21 protein-coding genes, 1 pseudogene and 1 riboswitch are annotated in these 25,268 nt (G+C 65.2%); of the genes and pseudogenes, 9 read left to right on the top strand and 13 right to left on the bottom strand.

The features are described from left to right. Window positions 1–69: 69 nt before the first annotated feature. From GUY30_RS02120 to GUY30_RS02110, 3 genes are all read left to right on the top strand, one after another. Window positions 70–1,311: an MFS transporter gene (locus GUY30_RS02120; RefSeq protein WP_167193711.1), complete on the top strand. Its 1,242-nt coding sequence runs from the start codon at window positions 70–72 to the stop codon at window positions 1,309–1,311. A gap of 389 nt (window positions 1,312–1,700) precedes the next feature. Continuing rightward, window positions 1,701–1,913, top strand: a complete 213-nt coding sequence (locus GUY30_RS02115) for a helix-turn-helix transcriptional regulator (RefSeq protein WP_025776737.1) — start codon at window positions 1,701–1,703, stop codon at window positions 1,911–1,913. Then, the gene (locus tag GUY30_RS02110; RefSeq protein WP_167193709.1) at window positions 1,910–2,485 is read left to right on the top strand and encodes a hypothetical protein; all 576 of its coding nucleotides are present in this window, start codon (window positions 1,910–1,912) and stop codon (window positions 2,483–2,485) included. The genes GUY30_RS02115 and GUY30_RS02110 overlap by 4 nt, the downstream gene beginning before the upstream one ends. A 125-nt stretch (window positions 2,486–2,610) precedes the next feature. Here GUY30_RS02110 and dld read toward each other — a convergent pair whose 3' ends face one another. The 8 genes from dld to GUY30_RS02070 all read right to left on the bottom strand — a co-directional run bounded on the left by dld (window position 2,611) and on the right by GUY30_RS02070 (window position 12,982). After that, a complete protein-coding gene (gene dld / locus GUY30_RS02105) occupies window positions 2,611–4,317 on the bottom strand; it encodes a D-lactate dehydrogenase (RefSeq protein WP_167193707.1) in 1,707 nt (568 codons plus the stop codon). 139 nt (window positions 4,318–4,456) lie between these two features. Continuing rightward, entirely contained in the window at window positions 4,457–5,137 is a 681-nt protein-coding gene (locus tag GUY30_RS02100) for an SDR family NAD(P)-dependent oxidoreductase (RefSeq protein ID WP_039209357.1), read from the bottom strand. 146 nt (window positions 5,138–5,283) lie between these two features. Continuing rightward, window positions 5,284–6,642: an MFS transporter gene (locus tag GUY30_RS02095; protein WP_228281614.1), complete on the bottom strand. Its 1,359-nt coding sequence runs from the start codon at window positions 6,640–6,642 to the stop codon at window positions 5,284–5,286. A gap of 8 nt (window positions 6,643–6,650) precedes the next feature. After that, a complete protein-coding gene (locus tag GUY30_RS02090) occupies window positions 6,651–7,322 on the bottom strand; it encodes a GntR family transcriptional regulator (RefSeq protein ID WP_167193705.1) in 672 nt (223 codons plus the stop codon). Between the two features lie 114 nt (window positions 7,323–7,436). Then, window positions 7,437–8,459: a CNNM domain-containing protein gene (locus GUY30_RS02085; protein WP_167193703.1), complete on the bottom strand. Its 1,023-nt coding sequence runs from the start codon at window positions 8,457–8,459 to the stop codon at window positions 7,437–7,439. Continuing rightward, window positions 8,456–9,856, bottom strand: a complete 1,401-nt coding sequence (locus tag GUY30_RS02080) for a hemolysin family protein (protein ID WP_167193700.1) — start codon at window positions 9,854–9,856, stop codon at window positions 8,456–8,458. Before GUY30_RS02080 ends, GUY30_RS02085 begins: the two co-directional genes overlap by 4 nt. A 289-nt stretch (window positions 9,857–10,145) precedes the next feature. Then, window positions 10,146–11,012, bottom strand: coding sequence for a glyoxalase III HchA (gene hchA, locus GUY30_RS02075; RefSeq protein ID WP_167193698.1), 867 nt, complete (start codon window positions 11,010–11,012; stop codon window positions 10,146–10,148). A 212-nt stretch (window positions 11,013–11,224) separates the two neighbouring features. Further along, window positions 11,225–12,982 (bottom strand): FAD-dependent oxidoreductase, encoded by a 1,758-nt coding sequence (locus GUY30_RS02070; RefSeq protein ID WP_167193696.1) that lies wholly within the window; start codon window positions 12,980–12,982, stop codon window positions 11,225–11,227. A gap of 103 nt (window positions 12,983–13,085) precedes the next feature. On the opposite strand from GUY30_RS02070, the gene GUY30_RS02065 reads away from it, so the two are divergent. Further along, on the top strand, window positions 13,086–14,039 hold the full coding sequence (locus tag GUY30_RS02065) for a LysR family transcriptional regulator (RefSeq protein ID WP_167193694.1): 954 nt from the start codon (window positions 13,086–13,088) through the stop codon (window positions 14,037–14,039). 46 nt (window positions 14,040–14,085) lie between these two features. Here the strand turns inward: GUY30_RS02065 and GUY30_RS02060 are convergent, their stop codons facing one another. Next, window positions 14,086–15,072, bottom strand: coding sequence for an LLM class flavin-dependent oxidoreductase (locus GUY30_RS02060; RefSeq protein ID WP_167193692.1), 987 nt, complete (start codon window positions 15,070–15,072; stop codon window positions 14,086–14,088). A 194-nt stretch (window positions 15,073–15,266) separates the two neighbouring features. Here GUY30_RS02060 and GUY30_RS02055 point away from each other — a divergent pair, with 194 nt between their 5' ends. Continuing rightward, entirely contained in the window at window positions 15,267–16,109 is an 843-nt protein-coding gene (locus tag GUY30_RS02055; protein ID WP_228281610.1) for a PQQ-dependent sugar dehydrogenase, read from the top strand. 34 nt (window positions 16,110–16,143) lie between these two features. Here the strand turns inward: GUY30_RS02055 and GUY30_RS17850 are convergent, their stop codons facing one another. Continuing rightward, a complete protein-coding gene (locus GUY30_RS17850) occupies window positions 16,144–16,344 on the bottom strand; it encodes a hypothetical protein (protein WP_228281609.1) in 201 nt (66 codons plus the stop codon). On the opposite strand from GUY30_RS17850, the gene GUY30_RS17845 reads away from it, so the two are divergent. Next, window positions 16,343–16,465, top strand: coding sequence for a PQQ-dependent sugar dehydrogenase (locus GUY30_RS17845; protein WP_228281608.1), 123 nt, complete (start codon window positions 16,343–16,345; stop codon window positions 16,463–16,465). The two genes, GUY30_RS17850 and GUY30_RS17845, sit on opposite strands and share 2 nt — an antisense overlap. A gap of 277 nt (window positions 16,466–16,742) precedes the next feature. Here the strand turns inward: GUY30_RS17845 and GUY30_RS02050 are convergent, their stop codons facing one another. Together GUY30_RS02050 and GUY30_RS02045 are read right to left on the bottom strand one after the other, a co-directional pair. After that, window positions 16,743–17,390 carry a copper resistance CopC family protein gene (locus GUY30_RS02050; protein ID WP_228281603.1) on the bottom strand — a complete coding sequence of 216 codons (648 nt, stop codon included), beginning with the start codon at window positions 17,388–17,390 and terminating at the stop codon, window positions 16,743–16,745. Window positions 17,391–17,454: 64 nt separating this feature from the next. Then, window positions 17,455–18,033, bottom strand: coding sequence for a low molecular weight protein-tyrosine-phosphatase (locus tag GUY30_RS02045; protein WP_167193690.1), 579 nt, complete (start codon window positions 18,031–18,033; stop codon window positions 17,455–17,457). A gap of 54 nt (window positions 18,034–18,087) precedes the next feature. Here GUY30_RS02045 and GUY30_RS02040 point away from each other — a divergent pair, with 54 nt between their 5' ends. Then, complete coding sequence (locus GUY30_RS02040) at window positions 18,088–20,058, top strand: M13 family metallopeptidase (RefSeq protein ID WP_167193688.1); 1,971 nt, start codon at window positions 18,088–18,090, stop codon at window positions 20,056–20,058. An 86-nt stretch (window positions 20,059–20,144) separates the two neighbouring features. Here the strand turns inward: GUY30_RS02040 and GUY30_RS02035 are convergent, their stop codons facing one another. Continuing rightward, window positions 20,145–21,794, bottom strand: coding sequence for a DUF1684 domain-containing protein (locus tag GUY30_RS02035; RefSeq protein WP_228281601.1), 1,650 nt, complete (start codon window positions 21,792–21,794; stop codon window positions 20,145–20,147). A 134-nt stretch (window positions 21,795–21,928) separates the two neighbouring features. Between GUY30_RS02035 and GUY30_RS02030 the strand changes: the two genes are divergently transcribed. Both GUY30_RS02030 and thiC read left to right on the top strand, forming a co-directional pair. Next, window positions 21,929–23,233 (top strand): M18 family aminopeptidase, encoded by a 1,305-nt coding sequence (locus tag GUY30_RS02030; RefSeq protein ID WP_167193686.1) that lies wholly within the window; start codon window positions 21,929–21,931, stop codon window positions 23,231–23,233. A gap of 62 nt (window positions 23,234–23,295) precedes the next feature. Beyond that, window positions 23,296–23,404: riboswitch (TPP riboswitch) on the top strand. Next, window positions 23,400–25,210: pseudogene (gene thiC / locus GUY30_RS02025) on the top strand (phosphomethylpyrimidine synthase ThiC). It overlaps the preceding riboswitch by 5 nt. The last annotated feature ends 58 nt before the right edge of the window (window positions 25,211–25,268 follow it).

The raw sequence follows: 25,268 nt of genomic DNA, 5'->3' as shown, positions 1-25,268 counted from the left end.
GAGGGGATTCACCAGGAATAACGCAGAATTCGTCTGGCTGTCGTTCGGGGCGCTCGGTAGACTTTCCTGGTGTTCAATAACTATCGGGAAATTCTGTCGCTTCCCGGTGCTCTCAAGTTCTCCTTGGCCGGTCTCGTCGCCCGGATGCCCATCGCAGTGCTGGGGCTGGGAATCGTCCTCTTCATCCAGGGCGTGACCGGGTCATACGGCATGGCGGGCATCGTCTCCGCCGTCTACATGATCGTCCAGGCACTTGCCGGCCCCGGGATCGCTCGCCTCGTCGACCGCCTCGGCCAGGCGAAGGTCATGGTGCCCATCGTCATCACCCACCTCATCGCGTTGGCGCTGCTCATCGTCTCCGTGTACGAGGAATGGTGGACGGGATTCGTCTTCGTCTTCGCCGGCATCGGCGGCGCCACCGTCGGCTCCGTCGGTTCGCTCGTGCGTTCGCGCTGGTCGCATATCGTCGACACCCCGAAGAAGCTGCAGACCGCGTTCTCCTGGGAATCGGTCGCCGATGAGCTGATGTTCGTCTCCGGGCCGGTGCTGGCCACGGTGCTCGCCACCGCCGTGTGGCCGCCGGCGGGAATCATCCTGTCGATGGTCACCGTCGGCGTCGGCTCGCTGCTGCTCTACATCCAGAAGTCGACCGAACCGCCGCCGGTGGAGCGGACCACCGAGGCGAAGGGCCACGTGTTCTCGAACCCGGGCATCTTCGCGATCATCGTCGTCAACATCTTCCTCGGCGTGAACTTCGGTGCCATCGACGTCATCGCCGTCGCCTTCGCCGACGAACTCGGCGTGAAGTCCTCTGCCGGTGTGCTGCTGTCGTGCCTGGCGCTGGGATCACTGGTCTCCGGCGCGCTGTACGGGGCTCGGAACTGGCAGGCCGCCGTCCATCACCGCTTCGGCGTGGCCGTGTCCGCTCTGGCCGTGGGCGCATGCCTGATGCTGCTGGCCAACTCGATGATCACCTACGGCATCATCCTCATCGTCGTCGGATCCGCGATCGCACCGAGCCTCATCGGCGCGAATTCCGTCATCGAGCAGCTCGCTCCCCCGCGCAGGCTCACCGAGGCGTTCGCCTGGTTGGGCACCTCGCTGGGCTTCGGCGTCGCCTTCGGTTCGGCCGTCGCCGGCAACATCATCGACGCCTTCGATGCGAAGACCGCGATGCTTCTGCCCGCCGGCTGCGCAGTGCTGGGAGCGATCATCGCGCTGTCGCTGCTCAAGCTTTTGAACCCCAAGCGTTCGAGCCACGAAGCCCGTCTGGAAAAGGACCGCCGACGCGAGAAGGTTGTGGAGTCGTAGGTCGGCGGTGGGCGAGTGTTGCGGCGGCCGGTGAGGTCGATGCGGCGACCGGCGGTCGCCTCGGCGAACGCTGCAGCGTCGACCTCGGCGAGCATCCGTCACCGTTAGTAGCACACCCTCGCGGTAGCCTCTCTTCGCACCGCCGGCTGGCCATCCACCACCCATAGCGAGAAAACACCCCGTTGCGGCGGGGTGTTTTCGCGTTTGCGAGGGGTTGCACGCGGAGGACACGACGTTGCACCCACCCAGCACGGCCGCGGTGGCCCGATCGCGAGCCCGCGGATCGCGGAACCGCAGGGTCGCCTCGGCGATGTCAAAGATCATTGACATCGTGATGTCAAACATGCTTTACTTGTTGATGTAAAGAGAAGTTGACATCAAGGAACGGTATGGAAGTTCAAACCTCGGACCTCAAACAGGTTCGCAAGGCTGCGGGGCTGACGCAGGCACAGTTAGCCCAGCTCACCGGGGTGTCGCGGCAGACGATCATCGCGACCGAGCGCGGCGACTACGCCCCCAGCGTGTATCTGGCGCTGCGCATCGCCCGGGCCTTGAACACGACAGTCGAAGAGATCTTCTCGCTCCAGGAGGAATCCCCATGAACAACGTCAGTGACAAAAAGAATCGACCCAACGCCTTTGCCGATCGAATCGCCGGCTTCGACGACCCCTCGATGGGCGATGAACGCGAACGCGACGTCATTCTGCGGGCCTATACCTTCGGCTCGATCTTCTCCACGTATGCGTTCTTCACGCTCGCACTCGCCTTTGCCGTTCTCGGAGCTGGCTTGTGGTCAGCACTCATCGTCCTGGCCTCCGGCGTGAGCGGAGTGGCCATCTCGGCATACTGCAGGCGCGAGAATGTGGACTTTTCGATGGCCATGTCCCGCGTCTCGCCGAAGCGACTGATCATATCCAACGTCATCGGGGGCGTATTCACCCTCGCCTGGCTCGCCGCCGTCGTCTTCCACATGAGCAACGGCTACCCGCTCATCGACGCCGGCATGGGCAATCGTGCGATGCCCGGCGCCCCGTCCAGCACCTACTCCATCGTGATCGGCGCAGCGATCGGTTTCATCATCGCGCTGACCATCATGACGGCCTCCCGGGTGCGCAAATCCAAGCAGGCTCGCGCCGAGGCGGCCGCTGCCGACTCCATTGAGGACGAGGACTGAGTCATTGCACTAAACTGGAGAGCGAAAGCCCCGGAATGATCCCTGGTCTGAAAAATCGACCAAATCACCGGGGCCATTGCTTTCTCAGTACTGAGCCTCCACCAAGATTACGGGATCCGAGATATTCACGCCCAGTCCTTCTTCGCAGACGTCTCGCCGACTCCGGCGTTGAAGACGTTGTGCGGGTCGAGGTCTTTGAAGTGCGCTTCCATCTCCGGCGGCACCGAGTAGAGCCTGCCGTAATTGTGTTCGGCGGGCACCGCAGCGCCGCGAGCCTCGAGCAGCTCGGTCATCTGCTTCTTCAGCGCCACAGTGTCGACCCCCTTCTTCGCCACATGATCCTGGTGGAGGACGTGGCAGAAGAAGTGACCGTAGTAGGAGCTGATGTGCAGCTGGTCGGCGATCTCGTCCGGCAGCACCTCGAGCCAATCATCGTCATCGCGGCGCAGCGCCACGTCGAAGGTGATCATGTCCGAGGAGTCCTCGCGGTTGAGGTTGAAGTACCGGGTCGCGGCACTCGCGGCACCGAAGCGGTGGAGCATCGCGGACTGCGCTTCATCGGCACTGCACACGAAATAATCACCGTGGTGGGCATCCTCGGCGAAGAAATCGTCGAGGAATCGACCCATCCGCGCCTTCTCCTCGGCGCTGACAACGAGGAGAAGATGATGCTCGAACCGGTCGCGGTACTCGAGCATCCGCTTAGGCAGCTGCTGCGGCAGCAGGCCGAACGCGTTCTGCGCGATCGTGTCGGCGACGGTCTCGCCGAAGAACGGCAGCTTCGCGAACACGCCATTGGCCCAGTTCTTCAATGCGAACAACTTGATCTGCTCGCGGCTGCCGGCGTGCTTGATCGAGACGAACGTGTCCTTGCCGAACTTCTCGGCGAGATCGAACGAGGGGCGGCCCATGTATTCGCCCGAGATCGGCAGCGGCATGTCCGAGGTGAGGATCGCCCGGCGCAGGTCCTCGAGTTCGACCGGGCTGTTGGTGCCGACGTAGAACGTCGTCGCTCCCTCCTCCTTCGGGAAGGTGCGGGTGCGCACGGCGAAGACCATGAGCTTTCCGGCCGAACCGGAGGCCTCGTACAGGTAGTCGGAGTTCGCGTTGTATCGAGCCGGGGAATCGACGATCTTGCGGACCTGCTCACCGTATTCGGTCTCCGTCGTGTCCTCCGGGGCGGGCGTGACCTTGGCCGGGTCCCAGTCTCCGCGCTGGAGTTTGTCGAGGATGTGGGCGGGGTCGTCACCGAGCTCCACGCCGAGGTGGTTGACGAGTTCGAGCCGCCCCGCCTCGTTGACGCGGGCGAAGATCGCGTGCTTCGTGAACGCCGGGCCCTTGCGGATCTGGGAGCCGCCGGAGTTATTCGCGATGCCGCCGATGACGGAGGCTCCGATCGAGGACGAGCCGATGACAGAGTGGGGCTCGCGGTGGAACGGGGCGAGCGCCTCGTCGAGTTCGTACAGGGTGGATCCGGCCAGGCAGATCGCTTCGTGGGCGTCATTGATGAGGTAGATTTGATTGATCCGCAGGGTCGAGATGATGACGATCGGGCGGTCGTAGTCCTGCGCGCCGGGCCCGGAGCCGCCGGTCAGGCCGGTGTTGGCCGACTGCGGGATGACGATGAGGTCGTTGTCGACGCAGACCTGCAGGGCCCGCCACATGTCGACGAGGCTGCCCGGTCGCAGCACGGCCAGCACGTTGCCGCCGCCGAAGCGGTTGCCCTTGGCGTACGGCGCGGTCGCCCGCGCAGAAGTGAGGACGTGGCGTGGCCCCATGATGTCGATGAACGCGTTGACGGCTGGCGATTGGTGGCGTGTCTTGCCGGGCATGTAGTCGATCCTTATCAGTAGTTGACGGATACTCTCATTTTAGGACTCGAGGTTAATCTCCAGACAGCGGCATCAGCGCCCAGACGCGGGCGTCTCGGCAGACTCGGGCGCGTCGGCGGGTTTGATCGCCTCGGCGGGCTCAGTCGGCGGGTCTGGTCGCCTCGGCTGGCCGACCGGTGAAGAAGCGTTCGACGGTATCGCGCTTGTCGAACATGTCGACATACTCGCGGGCAATGACGTCCGGGTCGAATGCGGTGCCGGGTTCGATGACTCCGGAGATCGAGACCATTCCCGCATAGACGCCCTTGTCCTTGAGGTCCTCATGCAGGCAGCGTGCGTAGCTGCGCAGACCGGACTTGCCGATGGACAGGGTCGTGAGCATCGGGGTGGCGGTCAGTTCCGAGGAGCCACCACCGGTGAAGAAGATCGCGCCCTGTCCTCGTTCCACCATGTCGGGGATGACCTGCTGGGCGCTGGCGATCGCACCGATGATGTTGACCTGCAGGTGCTTATTGGTGAGTTCGGCCGTGGCTTCGGCAGCGGAGACCGCAGCGATGACTCCTGCGTTGTAGACGAGCACGTCGACCTGGCCGAAGACCTCGCGCACCTGTGCGAATGCCGCGGCGATCTGGGACTCATCCGTGACGTCGGCGACGAAGCCGCGAGAGGTGATGTTGCTGTTCGCCAGTGCGGAGTTCATGTCGTCGAGATGGTCTTTGTTGCGGGCGACGAGGGCAACGTCGAAGCCTTTCGCTCCGAATGCCTGAGCCACGCTCAGACCCAGTCCCGATCCCGCTCCGACAATGACAACAGTACTCATCAGCAGTTCTTTCGCTTCGATTCTTCGTGTACGCAGACGGAACAGGCCGACCACCCCAGATATTCCGCGCGCTCCCCCTCCCCCGTACTACCTGACGGCGGCCCAGCAACCTGGCGCCAGGTTGCTGGGCCGCCGTCAGGTAGCAATTAGGGGTGTTCGGTGGATATGGCGACTGCTGAGAGGCAGACTAGGCAGATGACGGCCACGGCCGCCAAGGACACCGAGTATGACAGCACGGGCAGTAAGGCGGCGAGCACCGTGGGCAGCAGGAACCCGGAGTACGCCAGCGAATAGTAGACCCCGGTGATGCCGGCGAGCTCCTGCGGTGCGGCGATGGCCTGGACGATGATGAGCCCCGAGACCACACAGATTCCGTAGGCGACACCGAGCACGATCGCCACGATGAACGCGAGGATCGGGTCCGCCAGAGCTGCGGCCACCGCCCCGAGCCCCATCCCCACGGTCATCAGCGCCAGTCCGACGACGAGCGCCCGCCCGCCGGTCAGCCGGTTGATCCACGGCACGATGTTCTGCACCAGCGCACCGGCTCCGAGCGTGACGACGGTGAGCACCGTGGCGTACATCGTCGTCCACTCCCCCAGCTCTCCCTGCACGATCGCCGGCATCACGGCATAGGCGACCCCGGCGGCACCGAACACCCAGGGCGCGGCCGGCACGATCAGTCGCAGGAACGTCCGATGCGCGACGAGCGGAACGCGCAGACCGTGCCACCAATGGCCTGCTGCCCGTTGGTCGCGAGGCATCGATTCCGGCGCGAAGATCACCAGGATCAGTGCGGCGATATTGAGCACTCCGTGCACGGCGTAGGGCACGACTTCGGGCACCGGTCCCCATTGGGCCAGGCACCCGGTGACCGCCGCGCCCATGGCAAACCCCAAAGTCAGAGTCAGTGAAGGACGCCGGGCACCAGCGGTGATTCCGGCCTGGTGATCGAACGGCGGGGCCGAGAGCTCCTTGATCCAGCTCGTGCCCACCGACATCGCCACCCCGACGCCGATCCCCGCGAGCACCCGACCCAGGCAGAGCAGCCAGAACAGATCGAAACCGATCCCGAGCCCGAGACTGCCGGCGATCGCGGCGAGCGATCCGGCGATGAGGACAGGTTTGCGTCCATGCCGATCCGACAGCGCCGAGGCGACCAACAGTCCCGGAATGAGTCCGCCCACGTACATGCCCAGCAGCAGGTTCGCCTGCCAGATGGCGTAGCCGCCGTCCTCCTCATACATGTGCACGAGCGGGGTGAAATGATTGCCGCCCCATGCGAGCAGGAACATCGCCGGGGCCACCATCAGCCACGCCCGCGCCCGCCGTCGCCGTTCCGGCCCACGATCGGGATCCACCTCGCCGAGGCGGGACCGGGCAGGGTTCGGAACCTGCGTTTCCACGCCCGTGGCGGGGGCCGCCTCGGTGCGGGTATTCCTGTCCCCGGTGGGGACTGTCTCGACGGCGGTGACGGTCGTGGAGGTCGAGGGGTAAGCGGTCATGGTCCTCCTCAGCGGGACTGCGGGAAGTGGGAGCCTTCGATGTGGGCGCGGACGAGTCGGGCGAAGCCTTCTGCGTCGCCCGACTCGGCGCGGTCGGTGAGAGTTTCGTGCTCGGTCAGGAGCGTGTCGAGGGTGTGCGGCGCGTCGATGGCGACCTGGAAGGTCAGGCGGGCCAGGCGCGGGCCCATGGTGGTGAGCATCTCGGTGACGATGGCGTTGTCGCCGCTGCGGATCAGGCGGGCGTGGAAGGCGTAGTCGGCGCTGGCGAAGCCGAGCGGATCGCCCGCGTCAAGAGCCTTCCTCTGCTCGCCGAGCAGGGTGCGCAGATCGGCGGCCAGAGCGGTGAGGTCGCCGCTGTCGGACAGTGTCTCGACGGCGTCGATCTCGAACATCGAGCGCACGGCGAGCAGGTCGCGGCGCTCCTTGCCCGTCACGGTGGTCACGAGCGCGCCCTTCTTGGGGACGAGGCGGACGAGGCGCCAACGTTCGAGCTGGAGCATCGCCTCCCGGGCGGGGGTGCGACTGGCGTTGTGCGCGGCGGCGAGGTCGGACTCGATGAGGAGGTCGCCGGGTTCGTGTCGGCCTTCGATGATCTCCCGGGCGGTCGCCGCGGCCATCCGAACGGCGATCGGAGCGGAGTCGTCGATGCGTTGCCAGGGCAGTGTCAGCAAATCATTCACGGGCCCACGATAACAGATACATACATTGATGCATGCATCATGTCCTGGCTCAGACATACCTGACGGCGGCCCAGCAACCTCGCGCGAGGTTGCTGGGCCGCCGCCAGGTAGTAATTATCGGGAGGGTACTTGACCGGTGGTGAGCAGGTGGGTGAGCACGTCGGTGACGGTGACGACCGCGTGGCTGCCGTCGCCCCTCTCCACCAAAGCCAGCTGCACGCTGTCCTCCCGCATCGCCTTGAATGCCCGCACCACGGTCATCGAGCCGTCCACGACGGTGACGGGACGGGCTGCCTCGGCGATGAGAGCATCCTCGGCGAGTCCGAGCACATCCCTGACATGCACCACATGACTCAGCGGGCCCTCAGCCTCGGTGCGCACGAGGATGCGACGGTGACGGTCACGGCGCGACGCCTCGCGCACCTCACCTGCAGTCGCTGCCGGACCGACGGCTGTCGGCTCCGGACGACCGGCCACGAGCTCGTCAAGAGTGAGCCTGGTGAGGTCGAGGGCGCCGAGCAGAGCCTCCGAGGACTCCTTCTCCAAGGTTCCCGCCTGCGCCGAATGCTGCAGCAGCTGCCTCAGGTCCTCGGGCGTGTGCGCCTGATCGACCTCGTCGACGGGTTCGACCCGCACGAGGCGCAGGCACGCGTTCGCAGCGTTGTTGAGCACATGCAGCAGCGGGCGGGTGAGGAACATGAACGCTCGCATCGGCAGCGCCAGCATGATCGCCGAGCGTTCCGGATGCGCCACCGCCCACGACTTCGGCGCCATCTCACCGACGACGAGGTGGAGGAAGGTGACGATGACGAGGGCGAGCACGAAGCCGACGATGTCGGCGATCCACAGCGGCAGACCCAGTGTCTCGGCGACCGGGGTGATCCAGTGGTGGACGGCCGGCTTCGTGATCGCCCCGAGCGCCAGTGTGCAGGCCGTGATGCCCAGCTGCGACCCTGCCAGCAGCACCGACAGTTCGGTCGAGCTGCGCAGGGCGGCCCGGGCGGATCGGCTGTCCGCGGCTGCGTCTTCGAGACGGTGCCGTTTGGCGGCGATGAGCGCGAATTCTACGGCGACGAAGAACGCGCTGAGGCCGATGATGGCGAGCGTGATCGCTGTGATGACCCAGGGGTTGCTCATCGCGCCACCTCGATTCCGATCCGCAGCCGCGCAGGCACATGCGTGGCCACTTCGATGAAGTCGATGACGAGTCGCTCGGTCTCCGGGGTGTCGTTTCCGCTGAGGTCGGCGGGGTCGATCGGCAGTTCGATCGAGACCCGGTCACCCACCTCGGGGAATCCGCGGAGGTGTTCGATGACGAGGCCAGACAAGGTCTGCGCCGAGGTGGTCGGCAGTTCGCGTTGGAGGACGCGGGCCACCTCGTCGAGGGGGATGACCCCCGGTGCTGTCCAGGTGCCGTCGCCGGTCTCGATGAGTTCTTCGACGATGTGGTCGTGTTCGTCGGCGATGTCACCGACGAGTTCCTCACCGAGGTCCTCCATCGTCAGGATTCCGGCGAAGCCGCCGTATTCGTCGAGGACGCAGGCCATCTGCTCCCGCCGTCCGAAGAGCGTGGCCACCGCGGCCGGCAGCGGCAGGGATTCCGGGACGAAGACCGGGTCACGCAAGAGGGAACGGATCCCGGTCCCGGTGACGGTGTCGGTGGTGCTCGGTGCCGCCTCGGCGACGTTTTCGGTGGTGCCCGACCCCGCCTCGGCGAGGACATCGAGGAGGTCGATCGTGCCGATCACCTGATCATCGGCGTCGAGCACGGGGTAGCGGGAGTGTCCTCGGCTCATCAGTTCGCGCACCTCGTCCAGGGGCGTGTCGATGTCGATGGCGTCGACGCGTGAGCGTGGCACCGTGGCGTGGGCGACGCTCTGCTGCGGGAAGTCGAGGATGCGGTCGAGGATGAGCGAATCGTCGTCGACGATCTCGCCGCCCTCCCGGGATTCGGCGACGATGTGTTTGAGGTCGCGCCGGGTGGCGGAGTGGTCGACGTCGTGGACCGGTTCGATGCCGAGGACGCGCAGCAGGGCGTTCGAGGCTTTGTCGAAGATCGTGATGAGCCAGCCGAAGACGGCGAGGTAGATCGAGGTCGACCGGGCGAGCCATGTGGCGAGCGCCTCGGGGCGGGCGATAGCCAGGTTCTTCGGGAACAGCTCACCGAAGAGCATCTGGATGAGCGTTGAGACGAGGAGGGCGAGGACGGTGCCGATGAGCACACCTGTGCCCGCAGGGATCGGGGTGCCGCCGAGTGCCTCGCCGACGGATGTGCCGATGAGCGGTTCGGCGACGTAGCCGACGAGCAGACCGGTGACGGTGATGCCCAGTTGTGCGCCGGAGAGCATGAAGGAGGTGCGGCGGGTGATGGATAGGGCCCGGGCCGCGGCGCGGTCACCGGAGGCCGAACGTGCGGCCAGACGAGAGCGGTCGACGGCCATGTACGCGAATTCCTGCGCCACGAAGTAGCCGGTGGCCACCGTGATGAGGAGGACGACGAGGAGGCCTATGAGCAACGAGAGCAGCCAGGTCAACTGCGACCACCTGCCTGCGTGCTCTGCGCTCGCAAAGCGTCTGCGCGCGCGTTATTGATTTGTTCCAAGGTGCGAAGAGAGATGTCCCAGCCGGGACTTCGATAGTCGTCCATGGTCCTTCCGAAAGTGATCAAGTGGGCGGCTGGTATCGATTATCCTGGCCCAGGCTGGCAGAATGCTGGCAACACCGACCACCGCCGCCGAACCCCCGCGACGTCACTGAATGTGTGGTGCCGGGCGCATTCAGCGACGTGCAGGTCGTCTGGCGGGACGCTGAACGACGGAGGACTCAGCTGCCGAAGCTCTCCAGAAGCGCGACCACAGACTCTTTTCCGAGCTGATTCGCTGCGAGCGGACTGTCCCCGGTCAGGAGGTTGCGGTCGCGTGTGGTGGCACCGGTCATCTCATCGTTGATGATCTCGATACCGTCCTTCGTCAGCGTCTCGCCGAGCGCCCAAGGCATCTTACCGGGCAGATAGCCGATGTCGAGGTTCGCCCCGAAGTCGAGAGCGTCCGGGAACGCAGTGACACGGTAGCCGGCGAAGCGGTTCTCAGAGCGATCGAGGCCTGCGGCCAGCAACGCCGCCGGACCATGACAGAGGGTGATGATCAGCCTGTCGTTGTCCAGGAAGAAGTCCAAGGCGGCCTGCACATCCCGGTCGAAGGGGATGACGTTCATGGCACCGTGACCGCCCGGGATGAAAATCGCAGCGTAGTCGTCGAGGCCGTTCGCGATGACGTCGGAGAGCCTCAGCGGAGCCTTGAATTTCGTCTCGGTGCCCGACCACGCGGAGGCGATGGCCTCGTCCTGCCCGGGGTAGGCCCACCACTCGAATTTACCGGGCCCGCCGCTGACGGTGGCCACATCGACCTCATAGCCGGCCTCGGCCATGTGGTGGAGTGGCAGCAGCGTCTCAACGGGATGGTTGCCAGTGGAGAAGAACGTGCCGTTCCTCATGAGCATGTACCGCTCGTCGGTGGCGATCGTGAGGATCTTCCACTTCCCGCCCGTGTATGTCTCCTCGGTGACGGGGCCGTCGAAGTCGGTCCTGCTCGACGTGTACTGGGAGAGCGAGTAGGCGCTCGGGAAGAAGGCGTTGGCCTCCGCCTGATCGGGCACCGGGCTCCGCTCCTGAGATTTGTCGCTGTCAGTCATGTCTTCACCTTTCGCTCGCGTGGCTCACTTGCATGTCGGTGTCGTCGGTGCATCGACTGACTTGCCAGCATACGACACACGGAGAGACGCCGCCAACGACTCGGCCCACCCGGCGCAGGACCTTCAGCCGACCGCCGCCCCTCCCCTTAATTGCTACCTGACGGCGGCCCAGCAACCTCGCGCCAGGTTGCTGGGCCGCCGTCAGGTAGCAATTATTCGACGAGTTTGCCTTCTTGGCTGATTTCACCGGTGTGCATGAGCGCCGCGACGTCCGCCGAAACTGCAGGGATCGACTCGCGGACGACTCCGACCGACGGAGACCAGACCAAATTGACCTGCAGGTTCGGGTCCAGTTCCGGGTAGTCGCTGCGGTTATGGCAGCCGCGGGTCTCCCGACGCTCCAGCGCACATTCGAGCGTCGCCCGTGCCGCGAGCACCGAGGACTTGAGGTCGAAGGCGTGTGCGAGGTCGGCGAACCCGGCGATATCGGGGTGGATGCCGACGAGCTCGAGCCTGGCCTCGATCGTTGCGAGCTTCTCCAAGCCGGCGAGCAGACCGGCCTCGTCGCGAACGACTCCGGCGTGCTCGGTCATGAGATTGCGGACCTCCCGCTGCAGGGCACGCACGTTCTCCGTGCCCTCGGATGCCAGCAGAGCGGAGATCTCGGCCCTGGCCTCATCAACCGCGGCATGTGACCGCACCTGAGCCTCAAGCGAATCAGAATACGCAACGGCTGACCGACCGACGATCCGACCGAAGACGAGGAGCTCGATGAGCGAGTTCCCGCCCAACCGGTTCGCCCCGTGCAGACCGGACGACGCCTCACCGATGGCCCACAGGCCTTCGACGTCGGTGCTGTGATCGACCGGGTCGACCCACACTCCTCCCATCGAGTAGTGGGCGGTCGGAGCGATCTCGATCGGCGAGGTCGTGATGTCGAGCATCTGCGTCTCCATGAGCGTCTGGAACACCCGGGGCAGCCGGTTCATGATGGTCTCGCGCGGCAGGTGGGACACGTCGAGCCACACTCCCCCGTTCTCAGTGCCGCGCCCCTCGGCGATCTCCGTGTATGCGGCCAGGGCTACCCGGTCACGCGTCGAAAGTTCCATGCGCTGCGGGTCGTAGCGCTCCATGAACCGCTCCCCCAGACCGTTGCGCAGGATCCCTCCCTCACCGCGGGCCGCCTCGGAAACCAGCGTGCCCGCAGCGTTCTCGGGTTCGATGATGCCCGAGGGGTGGAACTGGACGAGTTCGGCATCGCGCAGTCGGGCGCCGGCCTCGACAGCCAGGCGGAAGGAGTCACCGGTGTTCTCATCCCGGCGAGACGAGGTCCGTCGCCAGATCCGGTTGTGTCCGCCGGCGGCGAGGATGACGGCGTCGGCGTGGATCCGGTACCCGGTGCCGTCGATGACGTCGAAGCCGTAGGCACCGAAGATGCGACCGCCTGAGACGAGCAGCTTCGTGATGTAGACGCGGTCGAGGATGGGGATGTTCAGGGATTCGGCGCGACGAATGAGGGTGCGCTGGATTTCCAGCCCCGTGTAGTCGCCGGCGAAAGCGGTACGACGCCAGGTGTGGGCGCCGAAGAAGCGCTGAGAGATCCGACCGTCGTCCTCCTTCGCGAAGTCCATTCCATATCGCTCCAGGTCAGCGATGCCTTCGGCTGCTCCCTGAGTGACGATCTCGACGGTGCGGGGGTTGGCGAGGTCATAGGATTCCTTGATCGTGTCGGCCGCGTGCTGCTGCCAGGTGTCGTCCGGGTCCATCGTCGCCAGGGCCGCGTTGATGCCGCCGGCTGCCAGCGAGGTGTGGGCGTCCTCCTTCGGCCGTTTGCCGACAGCGAGGACGTCGGCCCCGGATTCGGCGACCTCGATCGCGGCCCGCAGACCCGATCCGCCGGTTCCGATGACCAGCACCGAGGTGGAGATGGAGTGTTCTTTACGGCGGGATCCGCCCTGTGTGGTGTTCATGGAATCCACTATGGAACCGCCTATTCCATACGTCCAATGCATTGTTTGAGTCATATCAATAGCGGTAGGCTATTGATATGACTGACCTGCACGGAGACCGATCATGAACCTCGAACAGCTGAGAAGCTTCGCCGAGGTGGCCGCCACCGGCCATTTCACGAAAGCCGCCGCGACGCTCCACTTGGCCCAGCCCTCCCTGTCGCGACAGATCTCGACGCTGGAGAAGGAGCTCGGAGCCGAGCTCTTCCACCGCGCGCATGGTCACATCACGCTCACCGATGCCGGGGCGACGCTGCTGCCGACGGCGAAGCGCATGCTCGCCGACGCCGAGGCGATCCGCCGTGACATGGATGAGCTCGCGGGCCTGCAGCAGGGCCGGGTTCGGCTGGGTGCGACCCCGACCCTGTGCGTGAGCCTCGTGGCCGAGACGATCAGCCGGTTCCACACCGCCCACCCCGGCGTCGAACTCGAGCTCGTGGAGAAGGGGTCCCGGGAGCTCATCGAATCTCTGGCCGGCGGCGAGCTCGACCTCGCGCTCATCACCCGCACCTTCGACCTCGCCCCGCAGATGCCGAGGCTCAGCCTGCGCGGGATCCTTGCCGAGGATCTCGTCGTTATCGCCGCCGCCGGTTCCGACCTGCTCACCTCGGACCGTGCGCAGACCGATCGGATCACGCTCGCCGAGGTGGCCGACCGTCCCCAGGTCCTGTTCCATCACGGTTACGACCTCAGGGAGGCGACCTCCTCAGCGTTCGACTCAGCCGGCCTGATACCACGAGTCGTCGTCGAGGGGGTGGAGATGGATGCGGCTCTGCGCTTCGTCGAGCGTGGTCTCGGGGTCGCGATCGTCCCGGCGATGGTCCTCGTCGACCGGCCCCGGTTGGATTCGGTGCCGCTGGTCGATCCGCGCCTGCCTCGCACGGTCAGCCTCGCTAAGCGCGCGGACGTGCGGGCGACCAGGGCCGCCTCGGCGATGGAGTCGACGGTCCTGTCCACAGCCCGCACGCTCACCGACGTCGAACCCGACCTCTCCGACTATGTCCGGGTGCTGGAGTAGGCAGTTCCCAGCTCAGCGCGCCGCCACGCGGACACGGCTCCGAACCTCAGAACCAGGCGTCGGCGAGCAGTCGCAGGGACTCGCGCTGCACATCGGGGTCATAGGCGTAGGTAACGGTGATGAGTTCGTCGGCGCCGGTGCGCTCGACGAACTCAGCCATCTGCGCGGTCGCCGTATCCGGCGAACCAACGGCGCTGATGGACAGCATCGGGCTCGTCCCGCCCTGCGCGTAGATCTCGGCCGGGTCGACCGGGGGCTGCAGATTGCGGCGGCGACCGGTGCGCATGTCATTGAACATCTGCTGGACCGACGTGAACTGGCGGGCCGCCTCGGCGTCGGTGTCGGCGACCATGACGTTGATCCCGGCCATGACGAAGGGTTCGTCGATCTGCGCGGTCGGCGCCTCGGTGGTGAACGCGTCCCGGTAGGTCTTGATGGCGATGTCGATCTGGTCGGGCGCGAAGTGCGAGGCCAGGGAGAACGGCAGGCCCAGCTGACCGGCGATCGAAGCGCCGTTCATCGTCGACCCGAGCACCCAGATCGGCACCTCCATCCCCGCCGAGACCGCTGACTTGATCGGCATCGTGTGCGCCTGCCCGGTGTCAGAGAACCAGCCCTGCATGTCGTAGATGTTCTGTGCGAAGTCCTGCGGTTCGGCCGAGGATCGGGCGAGCGCCTGCGCGGTCATCCCGTCCGTGCCGGGTGCGCGTCCGAGGCCCAGGTCGATGCGCGGCCCGTGGATGTTCGCGAGCGTCCCGTACTGTTCGGCGACCATGAGCGGGGCGTGGTTGGGCAGCATGACACCACCGGATCCGACCCGGATCTTCTCCGTCACCGAGGCGGCCTGTGAGATCAGCAGGGCCGTGGCGCTGGCGGCCAGGCCCATCGTGTTGTGGTGTTCGGCGAACCACAGGCGCTTATATCCCAGCTCGTCGGCCCGCTTCGCCGACGTCATCGATTCGGCTATGCCTTCGTGTGCGGTGGAGCCTTCCCTGATGGAGACGAGATCGAGGATATTCAACGGAACGGACACGGTAGGGGTCTCCTTCGGTAAGCGCGTGGTGCGGCCGGAAAACGCAGTCGCAGAAATTTCAGTTACTTGAGGCAACAGTCCGGGCAGACGGTTCTATTCCTGAGCAGACGGTCCTATTTGCCGGCAAGAGGTTCAGTTTTCGGGCAGGCCACGGTTAGTCTTGGTCCACCGGACTCCCCAATGAAGGAGAGAGTATGAGCACCTCCTCCCAGCGCCGAGCCGGACGCCTTCTTACCGGTGCCGCGGTATCTCTCGCCGTCGTTCTTCCTGCCTGCTCCTCTGATTCGGATTCCGGTGAGACCGCCGATCCGGACGGGTCAGGTCCGGGGGCCGCCTCGGCGAATGCTGATTCCAGATCTTCCGGGGCCCGATCTCAAACGTCGTCTGCGCCTGGCGCGGACTCTCCCGAGGTCGTGGCTACCGGCCTCGAATCCCCATGGTCGATCGCCTTCGTCGGGCAGACGCCACTGGTCAGCGAACGCAACTCGGGTCGCATCCTCGAAGTCTCTGCTGGTGGGGACGTTCGTGAGGTCGGCCGGATCGACGGTGTCTCGGCCTCTGGTGAAGCCGGTCTGCACGGTCTCGCCGTTGACGATAACCGTCTCTATGCCTTCTTCGCCGCTGGGACGGAGAATCGGATCGTCCGGTTCGACCTCCTCGGCGAGGCGGGGGATCTGTCATTGGGTGAGGAGGCAACGATCCTCGATGGACTGCCGACCGCGGACTTCCACAACGGCGGACGGTTGGCGTTCGGGCCTGGTGGGATGCTCTATGCCACGCTCGGCGATACGGGCGATCGCAGCAGTGCGCAGGATGAGGAGGCGCTGTCGGGAAAGATTCTGCGCATGACTCCCGAGGGCGAGATTCCGGATGACAATCCCTTCGGCGATTCGCTCGTCTACAGCATGGGGCACCGAAATCCGCAGGGCATCGGATGGGATGACGACGGCAAGATGTACGCCTCGGAGTTCGGGCAGGACACGTGGGATGAGCTCAACATCATCGAAGCCGGAGGCATACGGGTGGGCCGAAGTTGAGGGCATTGCTGGTGGCAACGGCGATGGCACTAGTTCAGGTGGCAGCGACGGCACCGATAACGGCTCGGGCGACTTCATCGACCCGGTGCAGCAGTGGTCGCCCGATGAAGCGAGCCCCAGCGGATTGGCCGTCACCGATGACAGCATCCTCATTGCCGGACTGCGCGGTGAGCGCCTGCACCAGGTGCCGCTCGCCGACCTGAAGTCGTCGTCGGAGCTGTGGACCGGCGAGCATGGCCCGGCTGCGCGATGTGGTCGAGGCGCCCGACGGTACGCTGCTCGTGCTGACGAACAACACCGACGGCCGCGGAGAACCTGGCCCGGCCGACGACCGGCTCCTGCGCTTCACGCCCTGACGACGACGGCGTCAGCGGCGATTCGATCAAGCGTGAGCGCACTTATCAGCCGCTGCACCTAGGCATATCCGCGCTATTGCTTGAATGAGCAACCGCCCCACGGCAGTAGAAGCTCATTCAAGCGGAAGCTCACTTATCGCTGCGTACACGAACCGATAAGTGAGCGCACGCTTGAACGGCGGCACCGACTCCACCGCCACGGACCGAATAGACCGAGGCCCCGAACGCTCTTCACGTTCGGGGCCTCGTGTCAGACGTGCCGCGTGGGCAGTCTCGCTCAGTTGTCCTTGGTGCCGGGCAGGCCCTGGGACTTGCGACGCATGAGCAGGACGACGATGACGATGATGGCCAGGCCGCCCACGGAGAGCAGCACGATCATCGGCGTCGACATTCCGGAATCACTGCCGGTGGATTCGCCGATCTCGCCGCGATCCTCGGTGTCCTTACCGGGTTCGTCGACGACTCCGCCGCCGAGTCCGGCCTTCGTCGACTCCTCGGACGATTCTTTGACCTCGCCGCCGGCGCCTTCGGCGTCCGTGATCGCGAACGAGTAGTCGCCGGAGATCGGGTGACCGTCCTGCGACACCACACGCCAGGTGACCTTGTAGTCACCGGGCTTGAGGTCATCGGGCAGGGCAACGCTGAGCTTCTTACCTTCAACGGTCAGCTCACCAGCGGAGACGTCCTTACCATCGACGACGACGGTGACCTCGGAGCCGACTTCCTGGATCTCGCCGGAGAAGGTCATCTCGAGCCACTTGGGCTGCTCATCGAGTTCGGCACCGTCCTCAGGATTCGACGACACCAGCTGGTCGTGCGCACTGGCGGCGGGAGCGAACGCGAACACGCTCAGCGCAGCCACCAACAGGGCGGCGAAACCCAGCCTGAGAGCGGTCCAGTTCTGTCGTGTCATGAGACGAGTCATGAAGTTTCTCCTTCGAGGCGTACCTGCGATATCGGTCGAGTCAGCAAGCGTGTGCCTTCTAGTATCACTGAGTACCCGCGGCCAGCGCGCGCAGACGTTCCGTGATTCCCGGCACGGACCTCTCGATTGTCTCAAGAGTTTCTTCGAAATCCTTGAACTCCCCGTACCAGGGGTCCTCCACGTCGGGGGCGGGAATGTCCTCCCCCTTCGCCGAGGCGGCGCTGCCCGTCCCCGAGCCCGCTGCGGTTGCATCGGCTCCCGCACCTGTGACCGACCCAGCCACCTGCGGATCGAACTCGCGCAGCATCCGCAGCTCCGGGGCCGCCTCGGCGGGAAGGTCTGCGATCATCCTCTGCAGGGCCAGGTAATGGCGGGCGGTCATCGCCACGGCGAGGTCGCGTTCGGCCAGCCATTCCGGGGTGATCTGCCGGGCGACGTGGTCATCGGTGCGGTAGCCGGCGGCGGCGAGCACACGGGTCTGACGTGGGTCAATGGGGTTGCCGGTCTCCTCGTCGCTGATTCCGGCGGAGTCGATGACCGCCTCGGCGCCGGACTCGGCCAAGTGATGCTCAAGCACACGTTCGGCGGTGACGGACCGGCAGATGTTTCCGGTGCAGACGAAAACGACGGATGCCAGACTCATTGCTCTCCTTCTGGGGCAGGGCGTGCGGGGCACTGATCACGATACTGTTGGGCCATGACTTCTGAAACCTCACTGACCACGATCAGGCCTCAGGACGACCTGTACCAGCACATCAACGGCGAGTGGATCAACTCATTCACGATCCCCGACGACCGGGCCGGCGATGGTGCCATGCGTGAACTCTTCGACACCGCCGAGACCAAGGTCCGCGACATCATCTCCTCCGTCACCGACTCCCCGCAGGAGCCCGGTTCCGAAGGGCAGAAGGTCGCTGACCTGTTCACCTCGTTCATGGACGAAGCCCGCATCAACGAACTCGGCGTCACCCCGCTGAACTCGACGTTCGCCGCCATCGACGCCGCCGAGGACAAGTCCGAACTCGCCGCCCTGCTCGCCCGTCTCGAGACCGAAGGCATCGGCGGAGTGCTCGGTGGATACGTCACCGCCGACGCGAAGGACTCCGACGTCTACACCCTCTACCTCGTCCAGGCCGGCATCTCCCTGCCCGACGAGGACTATTACTTCAACGACGACCACGCCGAGGTGCGCGCGAAGTTCCTCGCCCACGTGCAGAAGATCGCGGCCCTGGCCGGGCTCGGCGAGAAGTCCGGAATCTCAGACGCCGAGGTGGCCGCCAAGGTGATGGCGTTCGAAACCGAACTCGCCCGCCACCACTGGGACCGTGTGGCCTGCCGTGACGCGGAGAAGACCTACAACAAGTATTCGATCTCCGAGCTGCGCGACCTCGGCCCCGAGTTCGACTTCGACTCGTACCTCGGCATCCTCACCGCTGAGGCGAACGACCTCAAGTACCTCGTGGTCTCCCAGCCCTCGTTCGTCACGGGCATGGCGAAGGTGTGGGCGGAGACCGACATCGAGACCATCAAGACCTGGCTGCGCTTCGTCGTCGTCTCCGACACCGCTTCGCTGCTCTCGGATGAACTCGTCGAGGAGAACTTCGACTTCAACTCCCGGACGCTCTCGGGCACTCCTGCCCTGCGGGAGCGCTGGAAGCGCGGAGTCAGCCTCGTCGAGGGCTACCTCGGTGAAGCCGTAGGCAAACTCTACGTCGCTGCTGAGTTCCCGCCGTCGTCCAAGGACGCGATCGATCACCTCGTGGGCATGCTCATCAAGGCCTATGACAAGTCGATCCGCGAGCTCGACTGGATGAGCGAGAAGACGAAGGAGAGGGCGCTGGTCAAGCTCTCGAAGTTCACTCCGAAGGTCGGCTATCCGGATGTGTGGCGGGAGTACCCGGCCGCGATCGATGCCTCCGACCTGGTGGGGAATGTGCGTCGCTGCTCGCAGGCCGAGCATGTGCGTCAGGTGAAGCGGATCGGCGGGCCCATCGACCGCACGGAATGGCTGATGACCCCGCAGACGGTCAACGCCTACTACCACCCGGTGATGAATGAGATCGTCTTCCCCGCAGCGATCCTCCAGCCGCCGTTCTTCGACGCCGCTGGTGATGTGGCCGCGAACTTCGGAGCGATCGGCGCAGTCATCGGCCACGAGATCGGACACGGCTTCGACGATCAGGGGTCGCGCTACGACGGCGACGGCAACCTCGTCGACTGGTGGACCGAATCGGATCGGACCCTGTTCGAGGAGCGCACGAATGCGCTGATCGCCCAGTACGAAGTACTGGTTCCGACCGGCCTCGAAGCCAACCAGCACGTCAACGGGGCGCTGACGGTCGGTGAGAACATCGGTGACCTCGGCGGGCTGTCGATCGGGTGGAAGGCTCTCGAGCTCGAACTTGGCGAACGAGCGGGCACCCCGGGTGTGCCGGTGGCGCCGTCGGCCGAGCAGGCGAAGGCGTTCTTCGAAGCGTGGGCAAAGGCATGGCGGTCGAAGATGCGCACCGAGGAGCGTGTGCGCCGGCTGTCGATCGACCCGCATTCGCCGGAGGAGTTCCGCTGCAACCAGGTCGTGAAGAACATGACCGCGTTCCACGACACGTACGGAGTCGAGGAGTCGGACGGAATGTACCTCGCTCCCGAATCCCGAGTCACCATCTGGTAATTGCTACCTGACGGCGGCCCAGCAACCTCGCGCGAGGTTGCTGGGCCGCCGTCAGGTAGTTCTGGGAGTAAAGTGAGCGCTGGGACTCAGCGGTGGTGGCGGATGAGCGCGACCATGCGGTAGTCGAATTCCTGCCAGCTCGTGATCGGCGCGTCGGATTCCATCGCCGTTTGGAAGTCCTCGACTTCCGTGCGGTCGGATTCGAGCGGAATATCGAAGGGCATCTCCACGTAGATCAGCCCGCTGGCGTCGGTGTGGACGATGTCGAAACCGGCCGTCTTCGGGTTGAGTTCATTGTTCATCACGATGAGCAGACGGTCCGCCGGCGCCTCGTATTCGGTTTCGATGCCGTCGACGTAGCCCTGCTGCGACCGCAGCTCACGCTGGGCCTGGATGACGAATGCCGAGTACGCGCCGATGCCGATGACCGGAATCCGCGAGGTCAGCGCTTCGGTGGCGACGTCGATGAGACGCGACCGTGCCTTGCGTCCCAGCGGTGACAGGTCCCCACCGGACATGGCGACCCCGTCGAAGCCGACGAGCGAGATCCGCCCATCGTCGTGGTTGGGGTTGAGGATCGTGATGTCGAGGCCGAAACGTGAGTACCAGGGGCGAGTCACCTCGGCGCGCTCTTCGTCCCACCACACGTAGAAGAGAAACGGCACGTTGATCCCGGCCTCCGAGTAGAAGAACGGGGGACGCCGCTCACCTGCGGTGACGTCGAAGGGAACGACGTTGCCCTCGATCGGGGCCGGGCAGGTGGCGAACGAGGTGAACGCGAACGGGTAATTCACCGCACGGTTGAAATCGATGACGAGCGACCCGTCGTGATTCGGCACTCCGAGGTCGATGGTCCGCCACGCCGAGGTGGTGGCCCCATTCGTCGAATCGTGGAAGTCCAGCTGGAGTCCCGTCTTCGGGCACCCGGTGGTGAGCAGGCTCACTTCACCCTGCTGAGTCTCGAAGGTGACGATTCCCGTCGCCTGCGTCTGCAGCTGCAGATCCTCTTGAGCGGTTTCGATCGTATAGGTCTTGAACGGGTCGAATCGGGTGAACCGGGCGAGGAAGACGAAGTCCGGGTCCGGGTCGAAGACCGGAACCTCGAAGAACTTCCCGAGCAGCGGGGACTTCGAATTGCGCACACGCACACCGAGGCGGCCGCCTCGGTCGATGAGTTCGTAGAGGACGTTGCCGACGGTGAACCAGTTGAGCGATCCGCCGGCCGGCAGCTTCGCGCTGAATCCGTTCTCCTCGACGCGGACCTGAGGTCGGGCAGACACAGCGTCGTGTCCGCCGGAACCGGCATCCGTTCCAGCAGCAGAATCGCCACCGGCAGAGCCAGCCCCGGCTGCGCTGCCCGCACCCGCTTGGTCCGTGACCGTCGGCAGGGTCGAGGTATCGCTGGGCACTGCCGGACTGGTCGCCCGGGTCGGTCCAGAGTTGGTCACACCGGCGCCATTCGTCCCCGGTTCGCCACCGGCAGACACACTGGCCCCGCCGTTTTCGACCTTGCTGAGCAGATCGAACGTCTCGGCCGCGGGTCCGGCCTTGATGCCGGTTTTCAGGGACACGGTCACCCACCCGTCGTCGACGGTGAAGGTACCGGGGGCGTCGGTCCAGGTCGATTCGGCGTCGAGCCAGTGCAGTCCGACGACGCTGAGCCAGCCGAACGGTTTCGCCAGTGCCGAGTTTCGTGAGTCGCGCCAGGTGTTCCACTCCGTCACGAACTGGTTCACGTCGAACACTCCTTGCCGTCGCTGGTGCGGTCGCAGGGTCGCTGCCCCCGCCTGATTCTCAGCCCCGGTGGCAACCCGGCGGCTGAGACGTGTCTTCTTGTCATCCAAACTACCGCAAACGATAGGCTGGGGAAATGAATGAATCACTCCCGAGACCGGACGCGGCAGCGACGACAGCGGTCGACCTCGGCGACTTCGTCAGCGCATCCCCGAGCTCATACCACGCGGTGGACACCGCTGCGAAACGCCTGGAAGAGGCCGGATTCTCCCGCCTCGACGAGTCCGCTGCCTGGGCGCTGACGCCCGGGACCGGGCACTATGTCATCCGGGACGGCGCGATCATCGCATGGATGAATCCCACCGTCACCGAGGCGGCTCCCCGGTTCCGCGTGTTCGGTTCCCACACCGATTCCCCGGCGTTCAAACTCAAACCCGGCGGCGAGTACACCGCCGAGGGCACCCGTCAGGTGGGAGTCGAGATCTACGGCGGGCCGCTGCTGAATTCGTGGCTCGATCGTGAGCTCGCCTTCGCGGGTCGACTCAGCCTCGCCGACGGCAGCATCGTGCTCGCCCGCACCGGGCCGATCGCCCGCATCCCGCAGCTCGCGATCCACCTCGACCGGCAGGTCAACGAGGGTCTGACCTTGGACAAGCAGCGTCACACCACTCCCGTCATCGGCCTGGCCGACCTCGCTGAGGCCGACATCATCGAACTGCTCGCCGCTTCTGCCGGGGTTGATGCCGAGACCGTCGTCGGCCACGATGCCTACACCATTCCCACTCAAGAGCCGGCCCTCTTCGGTGCCGCCGAGGAGTTCTTCGCCTCGCCGAGGCTGGACAACCTGCTGTCCGTCCATGCCGGCGTCACTGCGCTGACCCACCTCGATGCCGACGGCCTCGACGGCATTCCTCTGTTCGCGGCCTTCGATCATGAGGAGATCGGGTCGAATTCGCGATCGGGTGCCTGCGGCCCGTTCCTCGCCGACGTCACCGAACGCATCGTCGCTTCTCTGCTGCCGCAGTCGACTCGCAGCGATTATCTCGCATCGATGGCCTCCTCGGTGTGCGTCTCCTCGGATGCCGGACATGCGGCCCATCCGAACTATCCGGAACGGCATGACCCGCATGTGCGCCCCCGCCTCGGCGGCGGTCCCCTGCTCAAGCTCAACGCTCAGCAGCGCTACGCCACGGATGCGGTGGGCACCGCCGTGTGGTCGCAGGCGTGCGCAGCCGCCGGAGTCGACTATCAGGATTTCGTGTCGAACAATGCGATGCCCTGCGGGTCGACGATCGGACCGCTGACCGCCACCCGTCTGGGCATGACGACCGTCGATGTGGGGCCTGCCCTGTACTCGATGCACTCGGCACGCGAGATGGTCGCGGTCTCCGATGTCGTCGCCCTCGGCGCCGCTGCGAAGGCCTTCCTCCAGGGCAGCTGACCCTCACCCTGTCGCCCAGGGAGCCACGGTTGTCCTCACTGCGGCAGTCGTGATACGAATGGCACGACCCCACGGGAGCCCGTTGCAAGGGCTGAGATCGGACTGGATCGTCCGAGACCGTAGAACCTGATCCGGTTGATACCGGCGTAGGAAGTGAGGACTGCAGATGACTGCATTCACCCCTGAAACACCTGCCCCTACCACGACTTCGTCTGACGCAGATTCGCACGACCAGTTCACCCTCGAGCAGTATCCGACGCATTCGCCGGCGTGGGTCGATGACAAGGAACACGACATCCGCGTTCCCGTCACTCGCATCGAACTCGAGGACTCGAACGGCCGGGCCAACGATCCCGTCGATGTCTACCGCACAGTCGGACCGGGAAGCATTCCCGAAGAGGGACTCCCCGCTCTGCGATTTCCGTGGGTCGAGAACCGCCTCGACACCGAAACGTATGCAGCCCGCGGCCATCACATCGCCGATGACGGTCGGGCAGCCGTTCGCCGGGGTGCCCCGTCTCAGCAGTGGAAGGGACGCAAACCTGTTCCTCGTCGCGCCAAGGCCGGCCGCACGGTGACCTAGATGCACTACGCCCGGCAGGGCATCATCACCCCGGAGATGCGGTTCGTTGCGCTCCGCGAACAGTGCGATGTCGAACTCGTCCGTGCCGAGCTCGCCGCCGGTCGCGCGATCATCCCGAACAACATCAATCACCCCGAATCAGAGCCGATGATCATCGGCAAAGCGTTCCTCGTCAAAATCAACGCGAACATCGGCAATTCCGCGGTCACCAGCTCCATCGCCGAGGAGGTGCAGAAGCTGCGGTGGGCTGCGAAGTGGGGTGCCGACACCCTCATGGATCTGTCGACCGGCAATGACATCCACACCACCCGGGAATGGATCATCCGGAATTCGCCGATCCCCATCGGCACCGTCCCGATCTATCAGGCACTGGAGAAAGTCGACGGGGACGCGAACGCGCTGACTTGGGAGATCTTCCGGGACACTGTCATCGAACAGTGCGAGCAGGGCGTCGACTACATGACCATCCACGCCGGAGTGCAGTTGCGCTACGTTCCGCTCACGGCCGACAGGGTCACCGGGATGGTCTCTCGCGGCGGATCCATCATGGCCGGCTGGTGCCTGGCCCACCACGAGGAGAACTTCCTCTACACCCACTTCGATGAACTCTGTGAGATCTTCGCTCGCTATGATGTCGCATTCTCGCTCGGTGACGGACTGCGGCCGGGTTCTATCGCCGATGCCAACGATGCCGCCCAGTTCGCCGAGCTCGACACTCTCGCCGAACTCACCGAACGCGCGTGGGCCCACGACGTCCAAGTGATGGTCGAGGGACCCGGGCACATTCCGCTCCACCTCGTGCGGGAGAACGTCGAACGTCAGCAGGAGCTCTGCCACGGTGCGCCGTTCTATACCCTAGGTCCGCTGGTCACGGACATCGCGCCCGGATACGACCACATCACCTCGGCGATCGGGGCGACCGAAATCGCTCGCTATGGAACCGCGATGCTCTGCTACGTCACCCCGAAGGAGCATCTGGGCCTGCCCGACCGCGACGACGTCAAGACCGGAGTGATCACTTATAAGATCGCCGCGCATGCCGCCGATGTCGCGAAGGGCCACCCCCCGGTGCGACGGCCCGCGATGATGCGCTGTCGAAGGCGCGGTTCGAGTTCCGGTGGCGAGACCAGTTCGCCCTCGGCCTCGATCCGGAGACTGCTGAGGCATTCCACGATGAGACCCTGCCGGCCGAACCGGCGAAGACCGCGCACTTCTGCTCGATGTGCGGGCCGAAATTCTGCTCGATGCGCATCTCCCAGGACATCCGAGACACCTACGGCAGCGCCGAGGCTCAACAGGCCCTGGCGGGAATGCAGCAGAAGAGCCGCGAGTTCCTCGCATCGGGCGGAGAGGTCTACCTGCCCGATCCGACGGTCGGACTCAAGGCAGACTGACCGCCGTTCAAGGCGAGGCGCGTCTATCGACCAGCGCACAAGTCGACAGACGCGCCAA

It is taken from the genome of Brevibacterium pigmentatum (assembly GCF_011617465.1).
GTDB classification, from domain to species: domain Bacteria; phylum Actinomycetota; class Actinomycetes; order Actinomycetales; family Brevibacteriaceae; genus Brevibacterium; species Brevibacterium pigmentatum.
The sequence above is the reverse complement of the archived record's forward strand: the minus strand, read 5'-3'. Positions and strand labels throughout refer to the sequence as shown.

Coding starts and splice junctions, on each gene's coding strand:
- GUY30_RS02115 (WP_025776737.1), top strand. CDS start 1,701: ATGGAAGTTCAAACCTCGGACCTCAAACAGGTTCGCAAGGCTGCGGGG.
- GUY30_RS02065 (WP_167193694.1), top strand. CDS start 13,086: ATGAACCTCGAACAGCTGAGAAGCTTCGCCGAGGTGGCCGCCACCGGC.
- GUY30_RS02030 (WP_167193686.1), top strand. CDS start 21,929: ATGAATGAATCACTCCCGAGACCGGACGCGGCAGCGACGACAGCGGTC.
- GUY30_RS02100 (WP_039209357.1), bottom strand. CDS start 5,137: ATGAGTACTGTTGTCATTGTCGGAGCGGGATCGGGACTGGGTCTGAGC.
- GUY30_RS02045 (WP_167193690.1), bottom strand. CDS start 18,033: ATGAGTCTGGCATCCGTCGTTTTCGTCTGCACCGGAAACATCTGCCGG.
- GUY30_RS17845 (WP_228281608.1), top strand. CDS start 16,343: ATGGCCCGGCTGCGCGATGTGGTCGAGGCGCCCGACGGTACGCTGCTC.
- GUY30_RS02085 (WP_167193703.1), bottom strand. CDS start 8,459: ATGAGCAACCCCTGGGTCATCACAGCGATCACGCTCGCCATCATCGGC.
- GUY30_RS02095 (WP_228281614.1), bottom strand. CDS start 6,642: ATGACCGCTTACCCCTCGACCTCCACGACCGTCACCGCCGTCGAGACA.
- hchA (WP_167193698.1), bottom strand. CDS start 11,012: ATGACTGACAGCGACAAATCTCAGGAGCGGAGCCCGGTGCCCGATCAG.
- GUY30_RS02110 (WP_167193709.1), top strand. CDS start 1,910: ATGAACAACGTCAGTGACAAAAAGAATCGACCCAACGCCTTTGCCGAT.
- GUY30_RS02050 (WP_228281603.1), bottom strand. CDS start 17,390: ATGACTCGTCTCATGACACGACAGAACTGGACCGCTCTCAGGCTGGGT.
- GUY30_RS02070 (WP_167193696.1), bottom strand. CDS start 12,982: ATGAACACCACACAGGGCGGATCCCGCCGTAAAGAACACTCCATCTCC.
- GUY30_RS17850 (WP_228281609.1), bottom strand. CDS start 16,344: ATGCTCGCCGGTCCACAGCTCCGACGACGACTTCAGGTCGGCGAGCGG.
- GUY30_RS02040 (WP_167193688.1), top strand. CDS start 18,088: ATGACTTCTGAAACCTCACTGACCACGATCAGGCCTCAGGACGACCTG.
- GUY30_RS02055 (WP_228281610.1), top strand. CDS start 15,267: ATGAGCACCTCCTCCCAGCGCCGAGCCGGACGCCTTCTTACCGGTGCC.
- dld (WP_167193707.1), bottom strand. CDS start 4,317: ATGCCCGGCAAGACACGCCACCAATCGCCAGCCGTCAACGCGTTCATC.